General features: G+C 67.7%; 25 protein-coding genes. 5 read left to right on the top strand and 20 right to left on the bottom strand.

The window, feature by feature from the left end; genetic code table 11:
- Window positions 1-16: 16 nt before the first annotated feature.
- From QTH87_RS03810 to QTH87_RS03825, 4 genes are read right to left on the bottom strand one after another with little or no spacing between them, the layout of a single operon-like run.
- Window positions 17-1456 (bottom strand): MFS transporter, encoded by a 1440-nt coding sequence (locus QTH87_RS03810; RefSeq protein ID WP_286607031.1) that lies wholly within the window; start codon window positions 1454-1456, stop codon window positions 17-19.
- Window positions 1457-1516: 60 nt separating this feature from the next.
- Window positions 1517-2347: an urease accessory protein UreD gene (locus tag QTH87_RS03815; protein WP_286607032.1), complete on the bottom strand. Its 831-nt coding sequence runs from the start codon at window positions 2345-2347 to the stop codon at window positions 1517-1519.
- 24 nt (window positions 2348-2371) lie between these two features.
- The gene (locus QTH87_RS03820; protein ID WP_286607036.1) at window positions 2372-2893 is read right to left on the bottom strand and encodes a nucleoside deaminase; all 522 of its coding nucleotides are present in this window, start codon (window positions 2891-2893) and stop codon (window positions 2372-2374) included.
- Window positions 2890-3921 (bottom strand): ABC transporter substrate-binding protein, encoded by a 1032-nt coding sequence (locus QTH87_RS03825; RefSeq protein ID WP_286607037.1) that lies wholly within the window; start codon window positions 3919-3921, stop codon window positions 2890-2892. The genes QTH87_RS03820 and QTH87_RS03825 overlap by 4 nt, the downstream gene beginning before the upstream one ends.
- A 346-nt stretch (window positions 3922-4267) precedes the next feature.
- Between QTH87_RS03825 and QTH87_RS03830 the strand changes: the two genes are divergently transcribed.
- Together QTH87_RS03830 and QTH87_RS03835 are read left to right on the top strand one after the other, a co-directional pair.
- On the top strand, window positions 4268-5344 hold the full coding sequence (locus QTH87_RS03830) for an aromatic ring-hydroxylating dioxygenase subunit alpha (RefSeq protein WP_286607038.1): 1077 nt from the start codon (window positions 4268-4270) through the stop codon (window positions 5342-5344).
- A gap of 60 nt (window positions 5345-5404) precedes the next feature.
- A complete protein-coding gene (locus tag QTH87_RS03835; protein ID WP_286607039.1) occupies window positions 5405-5809 on the top strand; it encodes an OsmC family protein in 405 nt (134 codons plus the stop codon).
- 13 nt (window positions 5810-5822) lie between these two features.
- On the opposite strand, the gene QTH87_RS03840 is transcribed toward QTH87_RS03835, so the two are convergent.
- Genes QTH87_RS03840 through QTH87_RS03855 form a run of 4 tightly spaced genes read right to left on the bottom strand, consistent with a single transcriptional unit; the run spans window position 5823 to window position 8861 of the window.
- Window positions 5823-6137, bottom strand: coding sequence for an EthD family reductase (locus QTH87_RS03840; RefSeq protein ID WP_286607040.1), 315 nt, complete (start codon window positions 6135-6137; stop codon window positions 5823-5825).
- 60 nt (window positions 6138-6197) lie between these two features.
- The gene (locus QTH87_RS03845; RefSeq protein ID WP_286607041.1) at window positions 6198-6968 is read right to left on the bottom strand and encodes an ABC transporter permease; all 771 of its coding nucleotides are present in this window, start codon (window positions 6966-6968) and stop codon (window positions 6198-6200) included.
- Window positions 6969-6975: 7 nt separating this feature from the next.
- The gene (locus QTH87_RS03850; protein WP_286607042.1) at window positions 6976-7830 is read right to left on the bottom strand and encodes an ABC transporter ATP-binding protein; all 855 of its coding nucleotides are present in this window, start codon (window positions 7828-7830) and stop codon (window positions 6976-6978) included.
- Window positions 7830-8861 (bottom strand): ABC transporter substrate-binding protein, encoded by a 1032-nt coding sequence (locus QTH87_RS03855; RefSeq protein WP_286607043.1) that lies wholly within the window; start codon window positions 8859-8861, stop codon window positions 7830-7832. Before QTH87_RS03855 ends, QTH87_RS03850 begins: the two co-directional genes overlap by 1 nt.
- Before the next feature lie 210 nt (window positions 8862-9071).
- Here QTH87_RS03855 and QTH87_RS03860 point away from each other — a divergent pair, with 210 nt between their 5' ends.
- Window positions 9072-10496 carry a YdgA family protein gene (locus QTH87_RS03860; protein WP_286607044.1) on the top strand — a complete coding sequence of 475 codons (1425 nt, stop codon included), beginning with the start codon at window positions 9072-9074 and terminating at the stop codon, window positions 10494-10496.
- A gap of 10 nt (window positions 10497-10506) precedes the next feature.
- Here QTH87_RS03860 and QTH87_RS03865 read toward each other — a convergent pair whose 3' ends face one another.
- From QTH87_RS03865 to gcl, 4 genes are all read right to left on the bottom strand, one after another.
- A complete protein-coding gene (locus QTH87_RS03865; RefSeq protein ID WP_286607045.1) occupies window positions 10507-12807 on the bottom strand; it encodes an NADP-dependent malic enzyme in 2301 nt (766 codons plus the stop codon).
- Window positions 12808-12880: 73 nt separating this feature from the next.
- Window positions 12881-13801: a 2-hydroxy-3-oxopropionate reductase gene (locus tag QTH87_RS03870; protein WP_286607046.1), complete on the bottom strand. Its 921-nt coding sequence runs from the start codon at window positions 13799-13801 to the stop codon at window positions 12881-12883.
- Between the two features lie 47 nt (window positions 13802-13848).
- Window positions 13849-14628, bottom strand: coding sequence for a hydroxypyruvate isomerase (gene hyi, locus QTH87_RS03875; protein WP_286607047.1), 780 nt, complete (start codon window positions 14626-14628; stop codon window positions 13849-13851).
- A gap of 33 nt (window positions 14629-14661) precedes the next feature.
- Window positions 14662-16455, bottom strand: a complete 1794-nt coding sequence (gene gcl / locus QTH87_RS03880) for a glyoxylate carboligase (protein WP_286607048.1) — start codon at window positions 16453-16455, stop codon at window positions 14662-14664.
- 113 nt (window positions 16456-16568) lie between these two features.
- Between gcl and QTH87_RS03885 the strand changes: the two genes are divergently transcribed.
- A complete protein-coding gene (locus QTH87_RS03885; protein WP_286607049.1) occupies window positions 16569-17477 on the top strand; it encodes a LysR family transcriptional regulator in 909 nt (302 codons plus the stop codon).
- Between the two features lie 21 nt (window positions 17478-17498).
- Here QTH87_RS03885 and QTH87_RS03890 read toward each other — a convergent pair whose 3' ends face one another.
- From QTH87_RS03890 to QTH87_RS03910, 5 genes are all read right to left on the bottom strand, one after another.
- A complete protein-coding gene (locus tag QTH87_RS03890) occupies window positions 17499-18572 on the bottom strand; it encodes an AI-2E family transporter (RefSeq protein WP_286607050.1) in 1074 nt (357 codons plus the stop codon).
- Between the two features lie 50 nt (window positions 18573-18622).
- Entirely contained in the window at window positions 18623-19321 is a 699-nt protein-coding gene (locus tag QTH87_RS03895) for a GntR family transcriptional regulator (RefSeq protein WP_286607051.1), read from the bottom strand.
- 8 nt (window positions 19322-19329) lie between these two features.
- Window positions 19330-20649, bottom strand: coding sequence for a C4-dicarboxylate transporter DctA (locus QTH87_RS03900; RefSeq protein WP_286607052.1), 1320 nt, complete (start codon window positions 20647-20649; stop codon window positions 19330-19332).
- Between the two features lie 215 nt (window positions 20650-20864).
- Window positions 20865-21386, bottom strand: a complete 522-nt coding sequence (locus tag QTH87_RS03905) for a GNAT family N-acetyltransferase (RefSeq protein ID WP_286607053.1) — start codon at window positions 21384-21386, stop codon at window positions 20865-20867.
- 1 nt (window position 21387) lies between these two features.
- The gene (locus tag QTH87_RS03910; protein ID WP_286607054.1) at window positions 21388-21975 is read right to left on the bottom strand and encodes a helix-turn-helix domain-containing protein; all 588 of its coding nucleotides are present in this window, start codon (window positions 21973-21975) and stop codon (window positions 21388-21390) included.
- A gap of 116 nt (window positions 21976-22091) precedes the next feature.
- Between QTH87_RS03910 and QTH87_RS03915 the strand changes: the two genes are divergently transcribed.
- Window positions 22092-22946, top strand: coding sequence for an aldo/keto reductase (locus QTH87_RS03915; RefSeq protein ID WP_286607055.1), 855 nt, complete (start codon window positions 22092-22094; stop codon window positions 22944-22946).
- Here QTH87_RS03915 and QTH87_RS03920 read toward each other — a convergent pair.
- The 3 genes from QTH87_RS03920 to QTH87_RS03930 all read right to left on the bottom strand — a co-directional run bounded on the left by QTH87_RS03920 (window position 22943) and on the right by QTH87_RS03930 (window position 26893).
- Window positions 22943-24433, bottom strand: coding sequence for a nucleobase:cation symporter-2 family protein (locus tag QTH87_RS03920; RefSeq protein WP_286607056.1), 1491 nt, complete (start codon window positions 24431-24433; stop codon window positions 22943-22945). The genes QTH87_RS03915 and QTH87_RS03920 overlap by 4 nt on opposite strands.
- 182 nt (window positions 24434-24615) lie before the next feature.
- Window positions 24616-25377, bottom strand: a complete 762-nt coding sequence (locus QTH87_RS03925) for an aspartate/glutamate racemase family protein (protein WP_286607057.1) — start codon at window positions 25375-25377, stop codon at window positions 24616-24618.
- 25 nt (window positions 25378-25402) lie between these two features.
- A complete protein-coding gene (locus tag QTH87_RS03930) occupies window positions 25403-26893 on the bottom strand; it encodes an NCS1 family nucleobase:cation symporter-1 (protein WP_444812735.1) in 1491 nt (496 codons plus the stop codon).
- Window positions 26894-26965 lie beyond the last annotated feature (72 nt).

Here is a 26965-nt window from a genome sequence, read left to right on the forward strand (position 1 = left end):
CGTCACAAGGCGGCGATCAACGCGCCGTGGGGTCGTCGCCAGAAGGCACCGATCCAAGCGGCGGCGCCACTTCCTCGAGCGGTCTGCGTTCGGCGTTCACCGCCCAACGCAGCGCCAGCAGGCCCGCGAAGATCACGAGCACCGCGCCCACCGCATAGCCGGCCGCCACCGCGCCGCGGCTGCCGGTCTCGATCAGCGCGCCGAACAGCACCGGCGCCACGAAGCCGCCGGCGCCGGTTCCCACCGCGTAGAAGATCGAGATCGAGATCGCGCGCATCTCGAGCGGAAACACCTCGCTGACCGTGAGGTAGGCCGAGCTGGCCGCCGCCGAGGCCAGGAAGAAGACGGCCGACCAGCACAGGGCCTGGCTGAGGGCATCCAGCCAGCCCTGCATGAAGGCCCAGCCCGTCAGGCCGAGCCCGATGCCCGACAGCACGTAGGTCAGCGCGATCATGCGGCGCCGGCCGATGCGGTCGAACAGCGGCCCCAGCAGCAGCGGCCCCAGCACGTTGCCGAGTGCGAACGGGAAGATGTAGAGCGCGACACGCCCCTCGGGCACGCCGTGGAAGCGCGTCAGCACCAGCGCATAGGTGAAGAAGATCGCGTTGTAGAAGAAGGCCTGCGAGACCATCAGCGCGAGCGCCACCGCGCTGCGTTTCGGATAGCGCCGCAGCAGCACCTGCGCCACCTCGCGCCAGCCTGGGCTTGCACGCTCGTCGAATTGCAGCGAGCCGACCGCCGCGGGCAGGGCGCCGTGTTGTGCGACGGCCTCGGCCTCGATGCGCTGCACGATGCGCTCGGCCTCTTCGGCGCGGCCGTGCGCGATCAGCCAGCGCGGGCTTTCCGGCAGGTCTCGCCGCACCAGCAGGATCGCCACCGCCAGCAGGGCGCCGAGCGCGAAGCCTGCGCGCCAGCCCCAGACCGGCCCAAGCACGCTGGGATCGAGCAGCCACAGGCTCAGGCCGGCGCCGAGCGCGGCACCGATCCAGAAGCTGCCGTTGATCGCGAGGTTCACGCGGCCGCGCACGCGCGCTGGAATCAGCTCGTCGATGGCCGAGTTGATGGCTGCGTACTCGCCGCCGATGCCCAGGCCGGTCGCGAAGCGGCACAGCGCGAAGAAGGCGAAGTCGGTCGAGAAGGCCGTGGCCAGCGTGGCGACTGCATAGACCGCGAGCGTGACGAGGAACAGCCGCTTGCGTCCCAGCCGGTCGGCGAGCCGGCCGAAGACCAGCGCGCCAACCACCGCGCCACCGATGTAGAGCGAGCCGGTCCAGCCGATCTGGGTGGCGCTGAGGCCCAGGGTGTCGGGCCGCTCGAGCACGCCGCCGAGCGAGCCGACCAGCGTCACCTCGAGTCCGTCGAGTACCCAGGCGACGCCCAGCGCGATCACCACGCGCCAGTGCCAGCGCGACCACGGAAGACGGTCCAGCCGGGCCGGTATGTCGGTGCGGGTCATCGGGCGCAGTCTAGGCACCGCGGCGGTGCGTCCCCGTCGGACGAGCGCCCGTTCGGCGGCCTACATCGACCAGATGCGCGGCGGCTCGCTGCTCATCCGCCAGAGCTCGGCGCGCCAGGCCTTCCAGACCTGCCGCAGCAGCCGCATCGCCGGCTCGACCACCGGTGCCAGCACGCGCAGCACGATGATTTCCGCATGCGGGCTGGTCGCTCCGGCGCTCGGCTGCAGTTCGTGCGCCTCGATCAGGGCGCGGGCGGCATCGAGTGCCGCATCGCGCCGCGCGCGCGCCAGCGGCGTCCCGGCGACGAAGAAGATCGACGCCAGGCAACGCTGCCCCGCAAGGCCGATCGGGCTCTGCAGCAGGCGCTGGTCGCTGGCGTCGATGCGGGCGCGCTCGAGCCAGGTGCCGGGCACCTCGATGTGCTGCCGCAGCGTGCCGGTCTCGAAGGGCTTGCCGGCGTTCGGCAGGCCCAGTGCCGTGACGTCCCAGCCGATCAGCTCGGCGTCCGGCGCGAGACGCATCGTGACCCGGTTCTCGGCCAGGCAGCCGTTGAAGCAGATCGCCTCGAGCGGCAGCCATTCGAGGCGGGCGCCGGCCTCGAGCGTGAGCTCGCTGCGCTGCAGTGCCAGTTCGCCGTCCGAGCGGTAGAAGCGCGAGGCGCCCGGCGTGGTGATCAGGCCGTGGCTGCCGGCGGCGGCGTGCACGCGGATGTCGAGCGTGTCGCCGCCGACCAGCCCGCCCGGTGGATGCACCAGCACGTTGTGGCAGACCGCGTCGCCCTCGGGGTAGAGGCTCTGCAGGATGCGCAGCGGTCCGTCGTGACGGAAGCGCGCGACGCTGCGCCGCGCTTCAAGCTGGTAGGAGAGATCGAGTCGGGCGTGCCAGGGCATGGCACGAGTGTAGGCAAAGCCCGCTCAGCTTTTCCAGGCCCCGACATGGGCTGCGCCGGCTTCGTCCACCAGCGCCGGGCCGATGCACTCGATCGCATGCGGCGAGGCACGGAACACGTCGCGGCAGGACAGCTCGGCATCGCGCTGGTCGCCGTGGTCGCCGCGGAACACGCGCAGGCGTTCGGCATCGATGCCGAACACCACGCGGCCGATGTTGGCCCAGAAGATCGCGCCCGCGCACATCACGCAGGGCTCGGCCGAGGAATAGATCGTGGCGCCGGCCAGCTCCTCGCGCGACAGCTTGCGTGTCGCGAGCATGCGGACCGCGTTGGTCTCGGCATGGGCCGTGACGTCGCCGGTCTCGGTCGTGCTGCAGTAGGCCTCGGCCAGCACCTCGCCCGCGGCCGAGACCACGACCGCGCCGAACGGCCGGTTGCCGCGGCGCCGACCGGCATGCGACCAGACGATCGCCTTGCGCAGGTAGCGGCCGTCGCGCTCGTCGAGCGAGGTTTCGGAAGGGAGTTTGGCGCTGGCTTGTGTGTTCATGCCTTGAGGCTGCGTTCGCTGCGCGGGGGCAGCATCGAGGTGTTGAAGATGGCGTCGGCCGAGGGCCTGGTCTTGAGGCCATAGACCTCGGCCACCTCGTCCACCTGCTGCTCGAGCGTGAGCTTGCGGATGTCGCCGAGGCCGTGGCTGCGGGTATCGGCGGCACCGACGTATTGTGCCGTGATGGCCCAGCGGTCCATCTCGATGCGGGCGTCGAGAATGGGTTCGCGCTGCCGCATCGCGGCAATGCTGGGCGCCGGATCGGCGAAGGTCTCGACGATCGCGCGGTTGGTGGCGCGCAGGAAGGCCGCCACCGCCTTCGGGTTCTGCGCGATCAGGTTGCTGCTGGCCAGGATCGCGTTGCCGTAGAGGTTCACGCCCGCATCCGAATACTTGAGCACCGACAGTTCCTCGCTCTTCATGCGGGCGAACAGCGAGACCGCCGAGTCGTGGAAGTAGGTGGCGGCATCGACGTCGCCGCGCACCATCACGTTGTCGCGGGCGCTGAAGTCGGTGGTCTGCCACAGCAGCGCGTCGGCCTTCATGCCCTGCTTGCGCGCCACCATCGGCCAGGCGCGGCGCGTCGATTCCACCGCCGCCGCCGCGACCCTCTTGCCCTGCAGGCTCTTGAAGTCGGCGCCGATGCCGCGGTCCTTGCGACCGATGATCACGAAGGGTGCGCGGTTGTAGTACTGGTAGACCGCCTGCACCACGGGCGTGCCCGGGTGCTGGGCATTGAACTCGACCAGCGAACTGATATCGCCGAGGCCGAGCTGGTAGACGCCGCTCGCGATGCGCGTGATCGAGGCCACCGAGCCGGCGCCGGTGTCGATCGTGACGTCGAGGCCCTCGTCCTTGTAGTAGCCCTTGCTCTCGGCCAGGAAGAAGGGCGCCGTCTGGCCGTTGATGCGGAAGTCGAGCGTGAACTTGAGCGGCGTGAGCTTCGCGCTGCCCTGCGCGAACACGGCGGGCGCGGCAAGCGAGGTGGCGCCGACGGTGGCGGCTGCGAGGAAGGTACGGCGTTGCATGGAAGATATCTCCGGAAGATCGTGGGTCTTGGAACGCCAGCGCCAACGGGCTGGGGCTTCAAGAGCAATTTCCGGGCGGCGCACCAACGGTGTGCGTGCGCTGCTGAACGCTTCTACTCTTGCACTCGTACATGCAGGAGCCATGCCAAGGTGATTCGCTCCGGTTCGCGACGCCGGCCTTGCCATGCATCGCAGGTGCGCGCGACAATCCGGGCGCGCAACTTGCTGCAAGTCTGGCGCAGAGTAGAAGCGTTCAGTCCGGCGTCCTGGTCTTCTCCAGGCCGTCCGCGACGGGAAATTGCTCTTTCATGTCGTTCCCACACGCACAACCGAAGGAGTCTTTTTCATGCTCGTCACGCAACAACCCGTCTTCCGCAAGTTCTGGCATGCCGTCATGCCGCTGGCCGACCTGCAGCAGGGCCCGAAGCCCTTCACGCTGCTCGGCGAGAACATCGTCCTGTTCCTCGATGCCGACGGCCAGCCCGCTGCGCTGCGCGACCGCTGCTGCCACCGCACCGCGAAGCTCTCCAAGGGCTGGTGCGTCGATGGCGAGGGCAAGGCCTGCGGACAGGGCGCGATTCAGTGCGGCTACCACGGCTGGACCTACGACCGCAGCGGCCAGGTGATCCGCATTCCGCAGTACGAACCCGAGCGCAGGATCTCGCCCGAGTACAAGACCACCGCCTACCACTGCAGCGCGCGCTACGGCTATGCCTGGGTCGCACTCGAAGATCCGATCGCCGAGATTCCCGCGATTCCCGAATTCGACGACGCGGGCTACCGCACCATCCACCAGTTCTACGAGGAGTGGCAGACGAGCCCGATGCGCGCGCTCGAGAACTCCTTCGACAACTCGCACTTCAGCTTCGTGCACCGTGCCACCTTCGGCGTTGCGGCCAGCCCCAAGCCGAGCAAGTACGAGCTGATCGAGACCGAGGGCGGCTTCCATGCCGAGACCGTGATCGAGGCGGTGAACCCGGCCAAGTTCCACGCGATCAGCGGCGTCACCGATGCGATCACCACGCGCCACATGCGCAATGCCTACTTCCTGCCGTTCTCGCGCCGGCTCGACATCGAGTACCCCTCGGGCATCCGCCACATCATCATCAACTGCTTCACGCCGATCGACGACGGCCGCATGCAGCTGTGCCAATGGCTGTTCCGCAACGACACCGAGGCCGACTGCCCGGCGCAGATGCTGATCGACTTCGACGAGGAGATCACGCGCGAGGACAAGGACATCCTCGAATCCACTGATCCCGATGCTTTGGTCGACACGCGGCGCCGCGGCGTCGAATACTCGATGGAATCCGACCGGCCCGGCATGCTGATCCGCAAGCACCTGATGCAGCTTCTGGCACGCCACGGCGAGGCCGAGGTGCACCGCGGGATGCGCGTGGTTCCGCTGGCGCAGACCGCCTGAGGTCATGATGCGTGTCGGGCGCCACGTCGGCGCCCGATCACTCGAACTTCAGGAGCAAGCATGAGCATCACGGTCCGACGCGACGGCGTCGCAGGCACCACGCGCCACGTCCTCAGGATTCGCGCCCACGAGATTCCGGTGGACGCCTCGCCCGAAGGCGGCGGCGCCGACGCGGGCCCGACGCCGCACGACCTCTACGACGCCTCGCTGGCGGCGTGCAAGGCGCTGACCGTGCTGCTCTATGCGCGGCGCAAGGGCATGCCGGTCGAGGAGATCGAGGTGGCCGTGGACCGCGACGACAGCGAGGAACGGCATGGCACCTATCGCCTCGACAGCACGCTGCGCGTGAGCGGGGCGCTGACCGAGGCGCAGCGCGCCGAACTGCTGAGGGTGGCCGGCAAATGCCCCATTCACCGGCTCATGACCGAGGTCAAGACCGAGATCGCGACGCGGCTGGCCGACTAGAACTCGTAACGCGCTAGCCGACCACCACTTCGCTGATCTGCATCACGGGCTGGATGTCGGTGTAGTTGGGAATGTCGCCCAGGATCTCCTTCGCATGCGGGCCGAACGCCGCCTGGAAGGACTCCACCGAATCGGCGAACACGTGGCACATGCCGACATAGGTCGGCGGCTGGCCGGGCGCGCCGCCGGCGAGGCCGCGGTCGATCGTGTAGGACTTGCAGGCATCACCCATGCGCGCCTTGAGCAGCGGCATGTGCTTGTCGCGGTAGTAGTCGTGGTCGAACCGGGCGCCGGGCTGGTGGGGGTACATCACGCTGACCTTGATCAAGTTCGTCTCCTTCAGGAAGTGAACCGTCGAGGATAGGCGCAACCGGCCCCCGCCGCCAGATCACTCGCCCTGCGAACCGCGGTGTGCCCAGCCGGTCGTGTGCTTCTCGATCGCGCTGAAGAGCTCGTACATGCCCATTGCCATCGCGCCGACCACCATCAGGCCGGCAAAGGCCAGGCCCATCTGCATCGACGAGCCGGCCGAGATCAGCAGGTAGCCGATGCCCTCGTTCGACGCCGTCATCTCCGACACCGTGGTGCCGACGAAGGCCAGCGTGATCGCGACCTTGAGCGACGCGTAGAAGTAGGGCAGCGAGCGCGGGAAGCCGATCTTCACGAGCACGTCCCAGCGCTTGGCCCCCAGCACGCGCAACACGTCCTCGAGCTCGGGCTCGAGCGTCGCCAGCCCGGTCGAGATGTTGACCATGATCGGGAAGAAGCTGATCAGGAAGGCCGTGAGGATCGCCGGGCCGACGCCGATGCCGAACCACACGACCAGGATCGGGATGAAGGCGGCCTTGGGCAGGGCGTTGAAGGCGGTCATCAGCGGGTACATGGCGGCGTAGGCCAGCCGCGAGCTCCCGATCACGAAGCCCAGCAGCACGCCCACCACGATCGCGAGGCCGAAGCCCGCCATCGTCACCCAGTAGGTGCGCCATGCGTGGCCCGCGATGACTTCCTTGAATTCCCAGAACTGGGTCCAGATGCGCCACGGGCTCGGAAAGATGAATTCCGAGACACCGAAGCCCGAGCAGATGATCTGCCACAGCACCAGGACCGCGATCAGCAGCAGCCAGGGCGACCAGCGTTCGATTTGCTTGTTGTTCTTCATGAATGGCTTATTGCGGGATCGCCACCGGCGCCTTGGCGGCGTCGGCGATGGCATTGCTGCGGATGGCGCCGATGTGGCTGCGCAGCTCAAGCACGATGTCGGTGAATTCCTTGGTGTAGGTGAGCTCGAGCTCGCGCGGGCGCGGCAGCTCGATGTCGCGCTTGACCACGAAGCGGCCCGGGCTCTTGCTCATCACGTACACCGTGTCGGCCAGGAACACCGATTCGCGCAGGTCGTGCGTGACGAGGATCACGTTGAACTGCTGCTCGGTCCAGAGGTCGCGCAGGATGCACCAGAGCTCCTCGCGCGTGAAGGCGTCGAGCGCGCCGAAGGGTTCGTCGAGCAGCAGCATCTTCGGCTCGTGGATCAGCGCGCGGCAGATGCTCGCGCGCTGCTGCATGCCGCCCGAGAGCTGCCACGGGAACTTGTCCTCGTAGCCGCCAAGGCCGACCTTCTGCAGCAGCCGGCGCGCGCGCTCGACGTATTCCTTTCGCTTGGCCTTGAAGGTCGAGCGATAGGGTTCGACGATCTCGAGCGGCAGCAGCACGTTGTCGACCGTGGTGCGCCAGGGCAGCAGCGAAGGCGCCTGGAAGGCCATGCCCGAGATCTTCAGCGGTCCGGTGACCGGTTCGCCGTCGATCCGGATCTTGCCCATCGACGGCATGCGCAGCCCGGTCGTGAGCTTCATGAAGGTCGACTTGCCGCAGCCCGAAGGCCCGACGATGGCAATGAATTCGCCGCGCTTGACCTTCAGGTCGATCGCCTCCACCGCGAAGTGGTTGGCGCGCAGCAGCTCCTCGTTGTAGGCAAGCCAGACGTCCTGGAAGTCGACGAAGGGCCTTTCCTGATCGGGCTGCGCCATCACTTGCGCAGGATGTTCAGTTCGGCTGCGCTCGGCAGCAGCGCGGGCGTCCAGACGGCGTCGGGGTTGACGCGCGTCTTCGTCGCGAAGGCGTCCGACACCTGCGAGGCCATCAGCGACAGGCGGCCGGCATTGACCTGGCCAAAGCCCTCGGCGCGGGCGTCCGGCGTGTTGACGACGGTATCGATCGCAAGCTTCAGGCGACGGGTCTCGAGCTCGCTGTTGACGATGCCGTCGCGCGCCTTGATCGACTCGATCGCGACGGCGGGATTGGCGATCACTTCCTTGGCGCCCTTGCTGAAGGCCTGCAGGAAGGCCTTGACCGCGGCCGGGTTCTCCTTGATGAGCTTGGGCGAGGCGATGATCGCGTTGCCGTACAGCTTCACGCCGAAGTCGGGATAGGGCAGGACCACGATGTCGGCCGCCTTGGCGCCACGCGATTCCAGGTTCAGCAGCGAAGTGAACGTGAAGCCGGTGATCGCATCGATGTCGCCGCGCAGCAGCATGGTCTCGCGCAGGGTCGGGTCCATCGCGGTCCAGTTCACGGCGCCGACGTTGTTGGCCTTGGCAAAGATCGGGAAGGCACGGCGGCCGGCGTCGAACACCGGCGCGCCTAGCTTCTTGCCGGTGAGGTCGGCCGGTTTCGTGATGCCGCTCTTCTTCAGCGCCATCACCGAGGCCGGCGTATTGTTGTAGACCATCATCACCGCGACCGGCTTGTTCGGGCTGTCGGGATTGTTGGCGTGGAATTCCATCAGCGCGGCCAGGTCGGCGAAGCCCATGTCGTAGGCGCCCGAGGCCACGCGCGTGACCGCGCCGCCCGAGCCGTTGCCGGCGTCGACCGTGACGTCGAGGCCGGCCTGCTTGAAGTAGCCCTTGGCGGCCGGATGCGTGAAGAATGCGCCCGGGCCCTCGAAGCGCCAGTCGAGCTGGAACTTGATCGGCGTCGGGGTCTGCGCGTGGGACTGGCCCAGTCCGAAGCACAGAGCAGAGGCGGCGAGGAAGGTCTGGAGCAGATGGCGCTTGTTCATTCGAGAATTCCGTGGATGAGGAGATAAGAGGTGCACGGGATTCAAGCAAAAACGGTGCCCGCACGCACTTGGTGCGAACCCTTCCGTGTGCACCACCCGAAGGCAGATACCGCCCATCCGGGTGCGCGCGCATGCTTCGTTAAAGTGCGTCTGGCGCCGCGAGCCATGAGCGGACGCCGCATTCGAATCCAATGACAGAAAGAGGGCTTGATGAAGAGGAAAACACTCACCGGCGTTGCTGCAGCGGTCGCCGTTCTCGTGGCGGTGTACATCGGCGCGACGGCCTATACCGGGCACAGGGTCGCGGCGGCCTACGAGGCCAGGCTGGACCAGGTCGGGAAGCAGCTGCCCTTTCAGCGCTTCGTCGAACGCACGGTCGACCGGGGACTGCTTTCCTCCACCTTCAGCACCGGCTTGCGTGTCGGCTGCGTCAACGCAGGCGCTGCGAAGGGCGATGGTTCGAACGCGCTCCCATCCTTCGAGGTCCACTTCGTGGACCATGTGCGCAACGGACCCTTCCCGGGGTTCGCGCGGTTCGGTGCGGCCACGATCGATTCGCAGGTCGTGCTTCCGGCGAACGCACCCGAGGCCCTGCGCAAGTATGTCGCGGGCCTGAAGCCCGAGGACATCCACACGCAGGTGGGCTACGGCGGCGACTACCGCACCGCGGTGCGGTTGCCGGCCGGCGAGATTCAGGCAGCCGGCGGCAAGCTGAGCTGGCCCGAGACGCGCCTGTCGAGCGCCGGCCTGGTGAACGGCGAGGCCAATGCGGTCGAGGCGACGCTGCCTGAGCTGGTCTTCCAGAGCGACGAGGCGAAGGGCAGCCGCTTCAGGCTCGCCGACCTGCAGCTGCGCAGCGAGAACCACGGCAGTGGCAGCCTCTGGATGCGTGCCGGCAACGGCGCCGTCAAGATCGGCAGCATCGAGTTGCAGACGCGGCTGGGCGAGCAGCCGATGTCGCTTCGGCTCTCGAAACTCGACTACACGACCGAGGTCGCCAACGACAAGGACCTCATGAGCGGCAGTCTCGCCATGCGAGCCGATGCGGCGCTGAGCCTGGGCGACGAGGCCACGCCGCTGCTGTTCGAGGACATCGAGCTCAAGGAGTCGTTCAAGCGCCTGCACGTGCCGACGATCCAGAAGTGGTTCGAGGGCGCGATGGCCGAGGTGTCGAATTGCGAGACCGATGCCGCACCGCCGGCCGAGCAGGCCGAGCGGGCGCGGCAGCAGGCCGAACAGCTGCTGCCGCTGCTCGCCCACGACCCGGACGTGGCGATCGAGAAGTTCGCCCTGACCCATGAAGGGCGCCGCGGCGAGCTCTCGTACTCGGCGGGCGTGCACGGCTTCAGGCTGGCCGAGGGCGAGGAATTCGCGGCGGCGCTGCCTCGCCTGGCCCAGGCCCTGACGCTGCGCGCCGATGCCCGGCTGCCCGTGGCCTGGGTCGAGAAGATAGGTGCCTTCGGCGCCGGCTCCGACCAGGCGCAACTGCGTGCCGTGCAGACCGAGGCGATGCTCGACCACGCGATCGGCCAGGGCTTCCTGGTGCGCGACGGCGACGACCTGACGGCCGCGCTGGTCTTCGAGCGAGGCACCCCGACCCTGAACGGCAAGCCGCTGGGGCCGCGGATGAAGTGAGCCTGTCGGGCTAGCGGTCGATGTTGGCGTCGGCCACCGCCAGCGCCGTCATGTTGACAACCCGCCGCACGGTTGACGAGGGCGTGAGGATGTGGGCCGAGCCCTTGGCGCCCATGAGGATCGGGCCCACGGTGACGCCGTTGCCGCCGGTCATCTTGAGCACGTTGAAGAGGATGTTCGCGGCATCGAGGTTGGGGCAGATCAGCAGGTTGGCCTCGCCGGTGAGCGAGGTCTCGGGCAGTGCCTTGAGCCGCACGTCCTCGGACAGTGCGGAGTCGCCGTGCATCTCGCCGTCGCACTCGATGTCGGGCGCTATCTTCGCGAACAGGTCGCGCGCGAGCCGCATCTTGCGCGCCGATCCGCGCTCCGACGATCCGAAATTGGAATGCGACAGGAAGGCCACCTTGGGCGGCAGCCCGAAGCGGCGCACCTCTTCGGCCGCCATCAGCGCGATGTTGGCGAGCGTCTCGGCACTCGGGTCTTCATGCACGTTGGTGTCGGCGATGAACAGCGTGTACTTCTCGAGCGTGAGCGCGTTGAGCGTCGCGAAGCCCGGCGCGCCGCGCTTCAGGCCCAGCACCTGGTGCAGGATCTTGAGATGGCTGTCGAAGCGCCCGACCAGGCCGCACAGCATGGCATCGGCATCGCCCAGGTGCAGCATCAGCGATGCGATCGTGGTGTTGGAGCGCCGCACCATGGCCTTGGAGGCTTCCGGCGTGATGCCGCGCCGGCCCATGATCTGGTGATAGGTTTCCCAGTAGGTGCGAAAGCGCGGATCGTCCTCGGGGTCGACGCATTCGACGTCCCTGCCAAGCGCGATGTGCAGCCCGGCCTTCTTGATGCGAGCCTCGATGACGGCGGGGCGGCCGACCAGGATCGGCCGGGCCAGGCCCTCGTCGACCGCGAGCTGGGCCGCGCGCAGCACGCGGTCGTCCTCGCCCTCGGCATAGGCCACGCGCTTGGCGCTGGCCAGCTTGGCGGCCGCGAACACCGGTCGCATGAACATGCCGGTCTGGTAGACGAAGCGCGTGAGGTGCTGGCGATAGGTGTCGAGGTCCTCGATCGGGCGAGTGGCCACGCCCGAGGCTTGCGCCGCCTTGGCGACCGCGGGCGCGATGCGCAGGATCAGGCGCGAGTCGAAGGGCTTGGGAATGATGTAGTCCGGGCCGAACGAAAGCTCCTGGCCGGCGTAGGCGGTGGCCACTTCCTCGCTGATGTCGGCCTTGGTGAGGTCGGCGATCTCGCGCACGCAGGCCAGCTTCATCTCCTCGGTGATCTTGCTGGCGCCGCAGTCGAGCGCGCCGCGGAAGATGTAGGGAAAGCACAGGACGTTGTTGACCTGGTTCGGGTAGTCCGAGCGGCCGGTCGCGATGATGCAGTCGGGACGCACGGCCTTCGCCAGTTCGGGCCGGATCTCCGGTTCGGGATTGGCCAGCGCGAGGATGATCGGCTGGCTGCCCATGCTCTTGACCATGTCCTGAGAGACCACGCCGGGCGCCGAGCAGCCGAGGAAGACGTCGGCATCCTTCATGACATCGGCCAGCGTGCGGGCGCCGGTGTCCTTCTGGGCGTAGCGGGTCTTCGAATCGTCGAAGCCGCCGGGGCGGCCGATGTAGATCAGGCCCTTGGAGTCGACCGCGTGGATGTTGGCCGCCTTGGCGCCGAGGCCCACCATGACGTCGAGGCAGGCGATGGCCGCGGCACCCGCGCCCGAGACCGCGATCTTCACGTCCTCGATCTTCTTGCCGACCAGTTCCAGCCCGTTGAGCAGCGCGGCGGCCGAGATGATGGCCGTGCCGTGCTGGTCGTCGTGGAACACCGGGATGTTCATGCGTTCGCGCAGCTTCTTCTCGATGTAGAAGCACTCGGGCGCCTTGATGTCCTCGAGGTTGATGCCGCCGAGCGTGGGCTCGAGCGCGGCAATGATCTCGACCAGCTTGTCGGGATCGTTCTCGGCCAGCTCGATGTCGAAGACGTCGATGCCCGCGAACTTCTTGAACAGGCAGCCCTTGCCTTCCATGACCGGCTTGCTGGCCAGAGGCCCGATGTTGCCCAGGCCCAGCACCGCCGTGCCGTTGGTGATCACGCCGACCAGGTTGCCGCGCGAGGTGTATTCCGCCGCCAGCGCCGGGTTGGCCTCGATGTCGAGGCAGGGATAGGCAACGCCGGGCGAGTAGGCCAGTGACAGGTCGCGCTGGTTCAGCAGCGGCTTGGTCGGAGAGATCGAGATCTTGCCTCGGACCGGCGAGCGGTGATAGTCGCGTGCGGCATCGCGCAGCGCTTCTTCGGCAGGGGAAAGGGTGGGGGCCATCGTTGTCTCCTTGCTGTCTTGGCTTCAGAGATAGAGGCTACCCCAAAGTGCGCTGTTGCAGGGAAGGTGGCGATCAATCCGTCTCGGGCGCCACCGGGTGCTGCGCCATCGCCTCCAGCGCCCGCACCAGCGCCGAATGGTCCTGCTGGCCATGGCCGAGCGCCACGCAGGCGTTCATGAGCTGGGCCGCGCTCGCCGTCTGCGGCAGCGCGACGCCGAGCGAGCGGGCGCCCTGCAGCGCGAGGTTCAGGTCCTTCTGGTGCAGCGCGATCCGGAAGCCGGGTGCGAAGCTGCGCTTGATCATGCGTTCGCCGTGCACCTCGAGGATGCGCGAGGACGCGAAGCCGCCCATCAGCGCGTTGCGCACCTTGGCCGGATCGGCCCCGGCCTTGGAGGCGAACACCAGCGCCTCGCCGACGGCCGCGATGTTGAGTGCGACGATGATCTGGTTCGCCACCTTGCACACCTGGCCGTCGCCGACGCCACCGACCAGCGTGATGTTCCTGCCCATCTTCTCGAGCAGCGGCCGCACGCGGCCGAAGTCGCCTTCGTCGCCGCCGCACATGATCGTGAGGCTGGCCGCCTTGGCACCCACCTCGCCGCCCGATACCGGCGCATCGACGTAGCCGCAGCCCAGCGCGGCGATCCGCGCGGCGAAGGCCCTGGTCGCGATCGGGTCGATCGAGCTGCAGTCGACCACCAGCTTGCCCCTGGACAGGCCGCCCGCCGCGCCGTCCTCGCCGAACAGCACGGCCTCGACGTCGGGCGTGTCCGGCACCATCACGAAGACGATGTCGGCCTCGCGCGCGACCTCGGCCGCATTCGCGCACACCATCGCCTGCGAGTCGAAGGGCTCGGGCATCTTGCCGCGCGTGTGGACGAACAGCCGATGGCCGGCCTCGAGCAGGTGGCCGGCCATGGGTGCACCCATGATGCCGAGGCCGATGAAGCCGATCTTCTGCTGCTGTTGTTGCGATGCGGTGTTGGAAGGCATTGCCCGGGGTCCCTTTTCGTCGTTGGTGTGTGAGGAAGAAATCTGGATCAGCGCGTGAGCGCCTCGCGCCAGCCCAGCCCTTCGACCGTGGCGCCGCGCGGCTTGTATTCGCAGCCGATCCAGCCTGCATAGCCGAGCGCGTCGATATGCCTGAACAGCCACGGGTAGTTGATCTCGCCGGTGCCGGGTTCGCCGCGGCCCGGGTTGTCGGCGAGCTGGATGTGACCGATTCGAGCGATCTGCTTCGTGAGCGTGGCGCCGAGCTCGCCCTCCATGCGCTGTGCGTGATAGATGTCGTACTGCAGCAGCAGGTTGGCCGAGCCGACCTCGTCGATCAGCGACAACGCCTGGTCGGTGCGCGTGAGGCAGAAGCCCGGGATGTCGAAGCTGTTGACCGGCTCGATCAGCAGGCGGATGCCGGCGGCCTCGAGTTCCTTCGCGGCGAAGCGCAGGTTTTCGACCACCACGCGGCGCGCGTCGCCGGCCGTGACGGCCTCGGGCAGCTTGCCGAGCAGGCAGTTGACCTGCGGGCAGCCGAGCGCGCTGGCGTAGTCGATGGCGCGTGCCACGCCTTCGCGGAACTCGGGCACACGATCGGGATGGCAGGCGATGCCTCGCTCGCCGCCCTCCCAGTTGCCGGCCGGCAGGTTGTGCAGGGCCTGCACCAGGCCGTTGTCGCGCAGCGCTGCGGCCAGCTCCTTCCGGTCGTAGGCATAGGGGAACAGGTATTCGACGGCCTCGAAGCCGGCCTTGGCGGCGGCCTCGAAGCGCTGCATGAACGGTAGCTCGTTGAACAGCATCGTGAGGTTGGCTGCGAACTTGGGCATGGTTGAAGGTCTCTCTGGTCGGTCGCGCAAGTCTCAATCGAGCATCGCCACGGCGATGGAAGTGGGCGCATCCTCGACGCTCTCGGCCAGCGCCTCGAACTCGTTGATGGCGTCGATCTCGGTGCCCATCGCGATGTTGGTGACGCGTTCGAGCATCACCTCGATCACCACCGGCACGCCGAACTCGGCCATGAGCGCTTCGGCGCGCTCGATCGCGGGCGTCATCTGCTCCTGCTTGTGCACGCGGATGGCCTTGCAGCCCAGGCCCTCGACCACCTTCATGTGGTCGACGCCGTAGCTGCGCTCGATGCCGGCGTCCTCGGCGGCGTTGATGTTGTCGAAGCCCAGCTGCACGCAGTAGTCCATCTCGAAGCCGCGCTGCGACTGGCGAATGAGGCCGAGATAGGAGTTGTTCACCACGATGTGGATGTAGGGCAGCTTGAACTGCGCGCCCACGGCGAGCTCCTCGATCATGAACTGGAAGTCGTAGTCGCCCGAGAGCGCGACGATCTTGCGCGTCGGGTCCGCGGCTCGCACCCCGAGCGCGGCCGGAATGGTCCAGCCCAGCGGGCCGGCCTGGCCGCAATTGATCCAGTGGCGCGGGTTGTAGACGTGCAGGAACTGCGCCGCCGCGATCTGCGACAGGCCGATCGTGCTGACGTAGCAGGTATCGTGGTCGAAGTTGTTGTTCATGCACTGGTAGACCCGCTGCGGCTTCATCGGCACGTCCGCGAAGTTGGTCTTGCGCAGCATCGTCTTCTTGCGGTCCCGGCAGTCGGCGGCCCAGCCGCTGCGGTCGGGCAGGCGGCCCGCGGCCTTCATCTCCTCGGCCACCTGGACGAACTGCTCCAGCGCCGCCCTGGCGTCCGAGACGATGCCGAAGTCCGGCGTGAAGACGCGGCCGATCTGCGTCGGTTCGATGTCGACGTGCACGAAGGTGCGGCCCTTGGTGTAGACATCGATCGACCCGGTATGCCGATTGGCCCAGCGGTTGCCGATGCCGAGCACGAAGTCCGAGGCCAGCAGCGTCGCGTTGCCGTAGCGGTGGCTGGTCTGCAGGCCGCACATGCCGGCCATCAGCGGATGGTCGTCGGGGATCGCGCCCCAGGCCATCAGCGTGGGGATCACCGGCACGCCGGTGGCCTCGGCGAAGCGCACCAGCAGGTCGCTCGCGTCGGCGTTGATGACGCCGCCGCCGGCCACGATCAGCGGGCGTTCGGCCGCGTTGAGCATCGTGATGGCCTTCTCGATCTGGGCCCGGGTCGCGGCCGGCTTGTAGGGAACGAGCGGCTGGTAGGTGTCGATGTCGAACTCGATCTGCGCCATCTGCACGTCGAAGGGCAGGTCGATCAGCACCGGGCCCGGGCGGCCCGAGCGCATCAGGTGGAAGGCCTGCTGGAACACCTGCGGCACCTGGCCCGGCTCCCGCACCGTGACCGACCACTTGGTGACGGGCTTGGAGATCGATTCGATGTCGACGGCCTGGAAGTCTTCCTTGTAGAGGCGCGCCCTCGGCGCCTGGCCCGTGATGCACAGGATGGGGATCGAATCGGCCCAGGCCGAGTAGAGGCCCGTGATCATGTCGGTGCCGGCCGGTCCCGAGGTGCCGATGCAGACGCCGATGTTGCCGGCCACGGCGCGCGTGTAGCCCTCGGCCATGTGCGAGGCGCCCTCGACGTGGCGCGCGAGGATGTGTCCGATGCCGCCGTGCTTGCGCAGCGCCGAGTACAGCGGATTGATGGCGGCGCCCGGCACGCCGAAGGCCTGGGTCACGCCTTCCTTTTCCATCACGAGTACGGCGGCCTGGGCCGCGGTCATCTTTGCCATGCGAAATCTCCTTGGGGGTTGGGCTCGACTGTAGGAATTCGAGTCCGTTGCCAGAAGAGGGCGCAGTGCCATATCGCCTATTCCTGCGTGGAATAAGTGACTACCATTCGCCCATGGACAGATTGCTCGCGATGGAGATGTTCGTGCGCGTGGTGGAGACCGGCAGCTTCTCCAAGGCGGCGCGCGAATTCAACACCACACAGCCCACCGTGACCAAGCAGGTGGCGGCCACCGAGACGCGCCTCAAGGCACGGCTGCTCAACCGCAACACGCGCGGCGTGAGCCTCACCGAAGCCGGCGCGCTCTACTACGAGAAGTGCAAGGCCATCGTGCGCGACGCCGAGGAAGCCGAGAGCATCGTCAAGCTGCGCCAGTCGCAGGCCCAGGGCCTGCTGCGCATCGGCACCTCGACCGCGTTCGGCCGCCGCGTGGTTGTTCCGCTGGCGCTCGAATTCATGGCGCGCCATCCCCAGGTGCAGGTCGACCTGAGCTTCGAGGACCGCTATGTCGATCTCGTGGCCCAGGGCATCGACGTCGCGATCCGCATGGGCAAGCTGGCCGATTCATCGCTCGGCGCGCGCTTCCTCGGCATGAATCCCTGGGTCATGGTGGCCGCGCCGGCCTACCTGAAGAAGCACGGCACGCCGAGAAAGGCCCAGGACCTGAGCGCCCACGTGGCGCTGATCTACAGCAGCGTGGTCGGCGACGACGTCTGGCACCTGCATACGCCGAGAGGCGAGGCACTCACGGTGCCGGTGTCGGGCCGGCTGCGCTCGAACAACGTCTCGGCCGTGCTCGCCGCCGCGCGCGCCGGCCTCGGCATCGCGCTGATGCCGCGTTACGTGGCGAGAGATTCGCTGGCGGCCGGGCAGGTGGTCGAGGTGCTGGCCGACCACGCGCTGGCCGAGCAGGAGATCCATGCGGTGTTTCCTTCGCCGAAGCTGGTTCCCGGCAAGGTGTCGGGCTTCGTGGCCTTTCTGCAGGGGCGCTTCGGGGAACAGTGGTGGCTGGGAGCCCGTTGACGGCTCGCCGCGAGCGGCGTTTCAGGGGGGCGGCGGCACGTTCTCACGATCGTCGCCCGATGACGCGAACAGATCCCAGGACGCCATGAACAGCGCGGCGATCAGCGGCCCGATCACGAAGCCGTTGATGCCGAACAGCGCGATGCCGCCGATGGTGGACATCAGCACGATGTAGTCGGGCATCTGCGTGTCCTTGCCCACCAGCAGCGGGCGCAGGATGTTGTCGACCAGGCCGATCACGAAGACCCCGACGAAGATCAGGATCAGCGCGTGGCCGATCTGGCCGACCGCCAGGTAGTAGATCGCCACCGGCCCCCAGATCAGTGCCGCGCCGACTGCGGGCAGCAGGGAGAGGAAGGCCATCAGCACACCCCACAGCAGTGCGCCCTGGAGCCCCATGAGCGAGAACGTGACGCCGCCGATGATGCCCTGCGCCGCCGCGACCGCGATGTTGCCCTTGATGGTGGCGCGGATGACGGTCGTGAACTTGTTCAGCAGGTAGTGCGTGTGCGGCTTGGCCAGCGGCAGCGATTCGCGCACCTTGCGCGACAGCTCGGTCCCGTCGCGCAGCAGGAAGAACAGCAGGTACAGCATGATGCCGAAGCTGATGACGAATTCGAAGGTGTTCTGGCCGATCGCGACCGCATGGGTGGCGATCACCTGGCTGCCGCGCGCCGCTGCCTGCGACAGCTGGTTGATCAGCCCTTCGACGTTGCCGAGTCCGAAGCGGTTGAGCAGGTCGAGCACCCACTTGGGAACCGCGTTGACCACCTGCTGGAAGTAGTTCGAGAAGCTGATGTCACCCGAGCGCACCATCTGCGACACCAGCGAGACTTCGTCGACCAGCGAGACCGTGATGAGGGTGAGCGGAATGACGACCACGATGGTCGCGAGCATCAGCGTCGCGAGCGCCGCGAGGTTGCGCCGGCCGCGCATCTTCTTGAGCAGGCGCCGGTAGATCGGCGTGAAGAGGATGGCCAGCGCGATGCCCCACATCACGGCACCGAAGAACGGCAGCAGCAGCCAGCCGAAGGCGATCGTGACGACTGCCAGCAGGAGAAGAAAGGTGCCGCGCTGGACGCCGGAGGTGTTCATGACCGAGTCGACTTTAGCCGAAACCCGGGCCTGAAAAAGCGCGATTCGTGTCAGCGAATGCCGCGTGGCAATGCCACCGGAGCCAGCGTGGCGCGCAGCCGCTCGTCGGCGTCGGGCGCCTGGGCCACCTCCACCTGCAATGCCTGCTCGACGTTGCCGATGTGGGCCAGCATCAGCGAGCGTGCGCGCCCGGTGTCGCCTGCCTCCAGCGCGGCGACGATCGCTGCATGCTCGTCGCAGGAGGCGGCAGCCTCGTGGCGCGACTGGAACAGCGTGGCGGCCAGCGTGGTGCGTGCCGTCAGGTCGCGCAGCACGTCGCACAGCAGCCGGTGGCCCATCTGCTCGGCCAGGCAGACATGGAAGTCCGCCAGCAGGAAGGCACGCGTGGCGGCATCGGCGCCCGCGATGGCGCGCTGCTCGTCGGCGATGTGCTCGCGCAGCTTGCGGATGACCTTCGAGAGCGGCCGACCGGCCTCGGCCAGGATGCCCGATTCGACGATGCGGCGCGCGGCGAAGGCATCGCGCGCCTCGTCGGCCGAGGGCTCCACCACGAACCAGCCGCGGCGCGACTGCACGGCGACGAAGCCGCGGGCCTGCAACTGCATCAGTGCCTCGCGCACCATGGTGCGGCTGACGTTGAAGTTCTCGGCCAGCGCCTGTTCGCCGAGCCGCTCGCCCGGGGCGAGCTTCTGCGCCAGGATGGCCTCGACCACGCGCTCGGCGATGCGGGTCGGCGAGACGTCGGTCATGGCCGCCTTCAATGGGCCGCCGCCGTGGTCGCCACCTCGGGCTCGGCCAGCGGTTCGTCTTCGGGCGAGTGGGTGCCGTTCAGCACCGCATGGGCACGTTCACGGTCGATGTCGCCTTCCCAGGCTGCGATCGCCACGGTGGCGACGCAGTTGCCGATCAGGTTGCCGAGCGCGCGGGCGATGCCCATGAACCAGTCGACCGACAGCACCAGCACCAGGCCGATGGCCGGGATCGCGGGAATGGCGTGCAGTGTCGCGGCCAGCACCACGATCGCCGAGCCCGGCACGCCGTGCGCGCCCTTCGACGTGACCAGCGCGATCGCGAGGATCGTCATCAGGTCGGCCATTCCGATCGGCGTGTTGGTGGCCTGGGCGATGAAGACCGCCGCCAGCGTGATGTAGATCGAGAAGGCGTCGAGATTGAACGAATAGCCGGTGGGAATCACGAGGCCCACGGTGGAGTCGCGGATGCCCATGTGGCGCAGCTTGGCCATGATCTGCGGCAGCACGCTGTCCGAGGACGTGGTGGCGAAGACGATGGTGAGCTCTTCGCGCAGGTAGCGCAGCAGCTTGATCAGGCTGAAGCCCGAGAGGCGCATCACGAGCCCGAGCACCACGAAGACGAACAGCAGCACCGCGACATAGAACAGTGCCACCAGCATGCCGAGCTGCTTGAGCGAGCCGACGCCGTACTGGCCGACCGTGAAGGCGATGGCACCGAGCACCCCCAGCGGCGCCAGCTTGATGATGATGCCCATGATCTTGAACAGCACCAGCGAGGTGGCGTCGATCACCGCCGCCACCGGGCGGCCGCGCTCGCCGAGCAGGGTGAGCGCACAGCCGAACAGCACCGCGAACAGCAGCACCTGCAGCACGTCCCCGGTGGCGAAGGCGTTCACCACCGTGCTCGGGATCAGCTTCATGAGGAAGTCGACCGTGCCGCCGCTGGTGAGCTTGTCGGCGTTCGATGCGTAGGCGCTCATGGCCGCAGGGTCGAGCTTCGACGGATCGACGTTCATGCCCACGCCGGGCTGGAACACGAAGGCCAGCGCCAGGCCCATCGCGAGCGCGATGGTGGTCAGCACCTCGAAGTAGATCAGCGCCTTGACGCCGACCCGGCCCACCCGCCGGAGGTCGCCGGCGCCGGCGATGCCGTGCACCACGACGCAGAAGACGAGCACCGGAATGATCATCTTGATCAGCTTGATGAAGCCGTCGCCGAGCGGCTTGAGCTTGACGGCGAACTCCGGGAAGAACAGGCCCGCCACGACGCCGAGCACCAGCGCGATGACCACCTGACCGAAGAGTGATTTGGCAAAACGTGGCATGGGACTTCCTTTGTGAAGTTGTATGCAAGCCTCACGTTGTCTTGCATGCAAGCAATGTAGGCAAGATTCACTCAGACGTTTTGAGGGTATTCCCGCGATCGGTGAGGCTTTACAAGTCGTGACGCGGCTGGGGGACCCACGGCGATGAAAGCCGCCCGGCGGCTCTCGAGCCGATGGCCTGCCTGGGAGGCGGCACGCGCGTTCGGCGCCCGCCGTCAGTCGAGCGCGCGATAGAAGAAGGTGGTGGCGCAGAGCCCGCCTGCGGGCAGCAGCGCGTAGCCCGGAACCAGGCCCACGCGCTGCCATCCGAGCCGCGCATAGAGGCGTTCGGCCGAATCGTCCGAGGTGTCGAGCACCAGCAGTGTCCGGCCGCATTCGCGTGCGGTCCGTTCGGCCTGACGCATCAGCGCTTCGCCCCAGCCTCGACGCCGCGCCCGCCGATGGACCAGCATCTTCGCCAGGTCTGCGCGGTGCGGCTGGTTCTCGGGCTGGTCGAGCACCAGTTGCACCGTGCCGCACAGCCCGTGTGCATCTTCGGCCACCAGCAGGGCGCGTTCGCCGCGCGCCACGCCGTCCGCGACGCGGGCCCAGAAGGCCAGGGCGCGCTCGAGCGTGAGCGGCAGCATGAAGCTCACCGAGGCGCCGCCCTCGACGCAGTCGATCAGCAGTTCGGCCAGCGCCTGCTGCTGCGCGGGTGACACGGTGGTCAGCCTTCGGACCTGGTCTTGCCGGTTCATTTCATCCCCATGTGCCGGACAGGGTGGCAATCACCACGGCGTAGCGCGTGAGACGGCGCGTGGGGTTGTGGTAGCTGACCGGGCGGTCCAGCACGTGGGCCAGGCAGTCGCCGGCCGCAAGCCGGTGAATCGCGTCGCCGACCGTGACCTCGATCGCGTTCTCGAGCACCCACACCTGCTGGTGGATGCGCGGCTCGCGCGCGCCGGTCTCGTAGGCCACGCGGGCCTTGGGCGGAAAAGCCACCTCGACGATCTGGATCGGCGACGCCACACCGGACGGCGACACGTTGCGCCGCACGTAGCCCGAGTGCGGATCGCGCCACGACGGCTGGTCGGCGAGCCTGGCCACGGGATCGCCCGCGGCCCGGGGCGGATCGAACAGCGACGCCAGCGCCACGCCGAGCCCGGTCGCGAGCTTCTCGAGCACCACCGCCGTGGGACTGCTCTCGCCGCGCTCGATCAGAGAGATCATCGAACGGCTGACCCCGCAGTGCGTGGCCAGTGCATCGAGCGACATGCCGCTCGAGGCGCGCAACTCGCGCACGCGCTCGGCAATGCGGTGGTTGAGACTGTCGGCCTGTTCCGTCATGGTGGAGTCAGTATCCTATATATTGGATGGATCGTCCAGCCATTGCGCGAAGGCGCGCGCCTTGGCATGGTGGGCGGCGGCCGCACCCCGCTTGCCCCCGACCACAAGGAACCCGCATGCATCAACTCGAACTCCCCGGCGCCGGCCGCATGCCTGCACTCGGACTCGGCACCTGGAAGATGGGCGAGTCGGCCGGCCGTCGCAGCGCCGAGGTCGCGGCCGTGCGCGCGGCGATCGAGATGGGCTACCGGCTCGTCGACACTGCCGAGATGTACGGCGAAGGCGGCGCCGAGGAGGTGGTCGGCCAGGCGCTGGCCGAGGCGCTGCGGGCCGGCGATGTCAGCCGCGAGGAACTCTTCGTGGTCAGCAAGGTGTATCCGCACAATGCGAGCCGCACTGTCACGGCCAAGGCCTGTGCGCGCAGCCTGTCGCGCCTCGGACTGGACCATGTCGACCTCTACCTGCTGCACTGGCGTGGATCGCACCCGCTGGACGCGACCTGCGACGCGCTGCGCGAACTGGTGCTGCAGGGGCGCATCCGCCATTGGGGCGTCAGCAACTTCGACACCGACGACATGGAGGAGCTCGCAGCGCTCGAGGGCGGCGCCGAATGTGCTGCGAACCAGGTCTATTACTCGCTCGCCGAGCGTGGCCCCGAGTTCAGCCTGCTGCCTTGGCAGCGCGAGCGCGGCATCCCGCTCATGGCCTACAGCCCGATCGACCAGGGTGCGCTGGCTGCCGACGCCGGCCTGCAGGCCATCGCCCGCGGTATCGGCATCAGCGCGGCGCAGCTCGCGCTGGCGTGGCTGCTGACGCAGGGCGGCGTCGCCGCCATCCCCAAGGCCATGCGCAAGGAGCACCTGGAAGAAAACCTCGCGGCGGCCGGCTTGCGGCTGTCGCCCGAGGTGCTGGCCGAGATCGATCGGCTGCATCCCGCGCCGCGGCGCAAGATGCCGCTCGCGATGATCTAGTGTGCTTCGGCCTGCTTGGCGGCGGCGATGATCGCCTGCTCGTCATGCTTGGCGCCGTTGAGGAACAGGTTCAGCAGCACCGCGGTGATCGACGCCAGCAGGATGCCCGATTCCACCAGCGAGTGGATCGCATGCGGCATCCACTGCTTGAAGTTGGGGGCGATCAGCGGAATCATGCCGATGCCGATCGCCACGGCGACGATCATCGCGTTATGGCGATTGTTCTTGAAATCCACGCCCGCGAGGATGCGGATGCCGGTGGCGGTCACCATGCCGAACATCACGAGGCCGGCGCCGCCCAGCACCACGGTCGGCAGCGATTCCACCAGCGCCGCCATCTTGGGCAGCAGGCCCAGCACCACCAGGATCACGCCGCCGGCCACGCAGACGTAGCGGCTCTTGATGCCCGTCACGGCCACCAGGCCGACGTTCTGCGAGAAGCTGGTGTACGGGAAGGTGTTGAAGATGCCGCCGATCAGCGTGCCGAGGCCGTCGGTCCGCAGGCCGCGCGCCAGGTCCTGCTGGCTGATCTTGCGGTCGGTCATCTCGCCGAGCGCGAGGAACATGCCGGTCGATTCGATCATCACGACGATCATGATCAGCGACATCGTGAGGATCAGGATCGGATCGAACTTCGGCAGGCCGAAGTGGAAGGGCAGGACGAGATCGAACCAGGCGGCGTTGCCGACCTTCTCGAAGGTCATGAAGCCGAAGATGCTGGCGACCACTGCGCCGATCACGATGCCCAGCAGCACCGAGATGTTGGCGATGAAGCCCTTGGCGTACTTGACGATCAGCAGGATCGAGACCAGCACCAGCGCCGCGATGCCGAGGCCGCCGAGGTCGGCGTAGCGCGGGTTGGGCACCGACGGCACGATCGACATGCCCTTGGGCACCGGCGGCACGGCGGAGCCCGGCGAGGTGACGTCGGCCAGCCACTTGGTATAGACCGGGTCGACCAGCGCGGGAGCGGTCGGGCCGACCGGGTTGCCGAAGATCCAGTTGATGCCCACGCGCATGAGGCTGATGCCGATCACCGCGATGATGGTGCCCGTGACCACCGGTGGAAAGAAGCGCAGCATGCGCGAGATCATCGGTGCGATCAGTATCGAGATGATGCCGGCGCCGATGATGGCGCCGAACAGCAGTTGCGCGCCGGACTGGCCCGGATTGGCGTTCGCGATCGACACCATCGGCGCAACCGAGGCGAAGGTCACGCCCATCATCACCGGCAGGCGAATGCCGAACCACTGGGTGGCACCGAGCGACTGGATGAGCGTAGCGATGCCGCAGCAGAACAGGTCGGCGGAGATCAGCAGTGCGACCTCCTGCGGCGTCAGCTTGAGCGCGCGCCCGACGATCAGCGGCACCGCCACGGCGCCCGCGTACATCACGAGCACGTGCTGAAGGCCCAGCGCCGTGAGCTTGCCGGCGGGCAATCGTTCGTCGACCGGATGGGTGGCGGAAGAGAGGGAAGCAGCCGTCATGTGTCGAATCTCCTGGAGCAGCGGGAGGAAGCTGGGCTGGCGTTCGACGATGTCCCCGTGCATCGTCTACCAAGGTGTACGCGAAACTGTATACAAATCCTATGCAGATTCGTATCGCGGAAAACCCGCGTTTCCTGCTCATGCAACTCGCGGGCCAGGCTCCCGTCGACCCGGCCGGGCACTCAGTGGCTGCTGCGGTCCATGCCTGCGGGTGCCAGCGAGAAGCTGCCCAGCAGTCCGGCGATCGGCTTGGGCAGCGGCCGTGCCAGTTCGCCGCGCTTGCTGGTGGCGAGCCGCAGGTTCACGAGCGACTCGACCAGCTGGATGCCGGCCGCGACGCCATCGATCACCGGCACACCGAGCGCCTGGCCGATGTCGGCGCACAGGTCGGCCATGCCTGCGCATCCGAGCACGATGGCGTCCGAGCCGTCTTCCTCGAGCGCGCGCCGGCATTCCTCGACGATGCGATTGCGCGCCGCCGAGCCCGGCTCCTCGAGCGCGAGCACAGGGATGTCGCAGGCCCTGACGTTGGCGCAGAAGCGCTTCATGCCATACGCCTCGGCCAGATGCCAGGCCTGGCCCACGGTGCGCTGCAGGGTGGTCACCACGCTGAAGCGGGTCGCGACCAGGCTCGCCAGGTGCATCGCGGCCTCGGCGATGCCGACCACCGGCACGCTCGCCAGTTCGCGCGCGGCCTTCAGGCCCGGGTCGCCGAAGCAGGCGATCACGTAGCCCGATGCGCCTTCCTGCTCGCCGAGCGCGATCTCGTGCAGCAGGCCCGGCACCGCCAGAGCCTCGTCGTAGTGACTCTCGATGGAGGCCGGACCCATCGGCGGGTTGACCGCCTCGATGCGGGTGCCGGGGCGTGCCACCGCGCGCGCGCAGGCCCCGATCTTCTCGGTCATGCGCCAGGTGGTGTTGGGGTTGATGATCTTGATGTGCATCTGCTTGATTCCCGGAAGGCCTTGCTCAGCGCCGGCGCGGTTGCAGCGCGATGTAGATCGCGAAGGCGAGCCCGGTGCCGATGAACCAGGCGTAGCTGGCAGCGCCCCGCAGGTCGGGAATCAGAACGCAGAGCATCGGCACCGCGGCGGCCGGCACCATGGCGCCGATGGCGCGGCGGTTGTAGCCGTTGGTGTACCAATAGGCGCCGCGCGGGTCGAGCGTGTAGAGCGCGTCGATGTCGACGCGCTGCTTCTGCACCAGGTAGTAGTCGGCGATCAGGATGCCGAACAGCGGGCCGATGAAGGCCCCCAGCACGTCGAGCGTGTAGTGGATCACCGCGGGGTTGTCGTAGAGGTTCCAGGGCGTGATGAAGATCGATGCGACGGCCGCGATCATGCCGCCCGTGCGCCAGCTGATGTGCTGCGGCGCCACGTTCGAGAAGTCGAAGGCCGGCGAGACGAAATTGGCAACGATGTTGATGCCTACGGTGGCGACGATGAAGGTCAGGGCGCCGATCACCACCGCGGTGCTGCTGTCGATTCGCGCCACGGTGTGGACCGGGTCGGTGATCAGTTCGCCGAACACGGGCAGCGTGGCGGCCGAGGTCACCACGGCCAGCAGCGAGAAGAACAGGAAGTTGACCGGCAGGCCCCAGAAGTTGCCTTTCCTGACCGCCTCGAAGCTGCGTCCGTAGCGCGAGAAGTCACCGAAGTTGAGCATCGGTCCGCTGAAGTAGCTGACCACCAGCGCGGTCGCGCCAAGCATCACGGGCAGTGCGTCCCAGCCTTCGAACCTGACGCCTCCGAGCCGCATGTCGATGTTCTGCCAGCCGGCCTTCCAGACCAGCCAGCCGCAAAGCGCGGCCATCACGACGTAGACCGCAGGGCCGGCCCAGTCGATGAAGCGGCGGATGGCCTCCATGCCGTGCCAGAACACGAAGGCCTGCAGCACCCACATCAGCATGAATGCGACCCAGCCGAGCATCGACAGGCCGAGGAAGCCGTGGCGTGCCACGTCCGCATAGGGTGCGAGGTCCGGCCGGAAGTGCAGGGCCAGAAGCAGGAAGGCGCCCGAGGCCAGATAGGTCTGGATGCCGTACCAGGCGACCGCGATCAGGCCGCGGATGACGGCCGGGATGTTGGCGCCGAGCACGCCGAAGGACGCGCGACAGATCACCGGATAGGGCGTGCCCGTCGCCTGGCTCGGCCTGGCCACCAGGTTGCAGAAGAACTGAACGATCAGGATGCCCGCCAGCAGCGACACCAGGACCTGCCAGCTCGACAGACCCAGCGCGAACAGGCTGCCGGCCGTGATGTAGCCCCCGACGCTGTGCACGTCGGACATCCAGAACGCGAAGATGTTGTACGGGCTCCAGGTCTGGCGCCGCAGGGGCGCGAGGTCTTCGTTGGTGAGCCGGGGGTCGTAGCCAGGCTTGATCAGCGCATTCGGTGCGATGGCCTGCCCGACAGCGGGATGGGGCAGCTCTGCGGCTGCCGTTGGGGCGGTGCTGTACACGGTGTTCTCCTCCTTGTTTCTCGGCGGTCCGGACCCGATGGGCCGGGCCGGTGGCGCCCCGTATTTGCGTGC

The organism is Variovorax jilinensis (assembly GCF_030316885.1).
Lineage (GTDB): Bacteria > Pseudomonadota > Gammaproteobacteria > Burkholderiales > Burkholderiaceae_C > Variovorax > Variovorax jilinensis.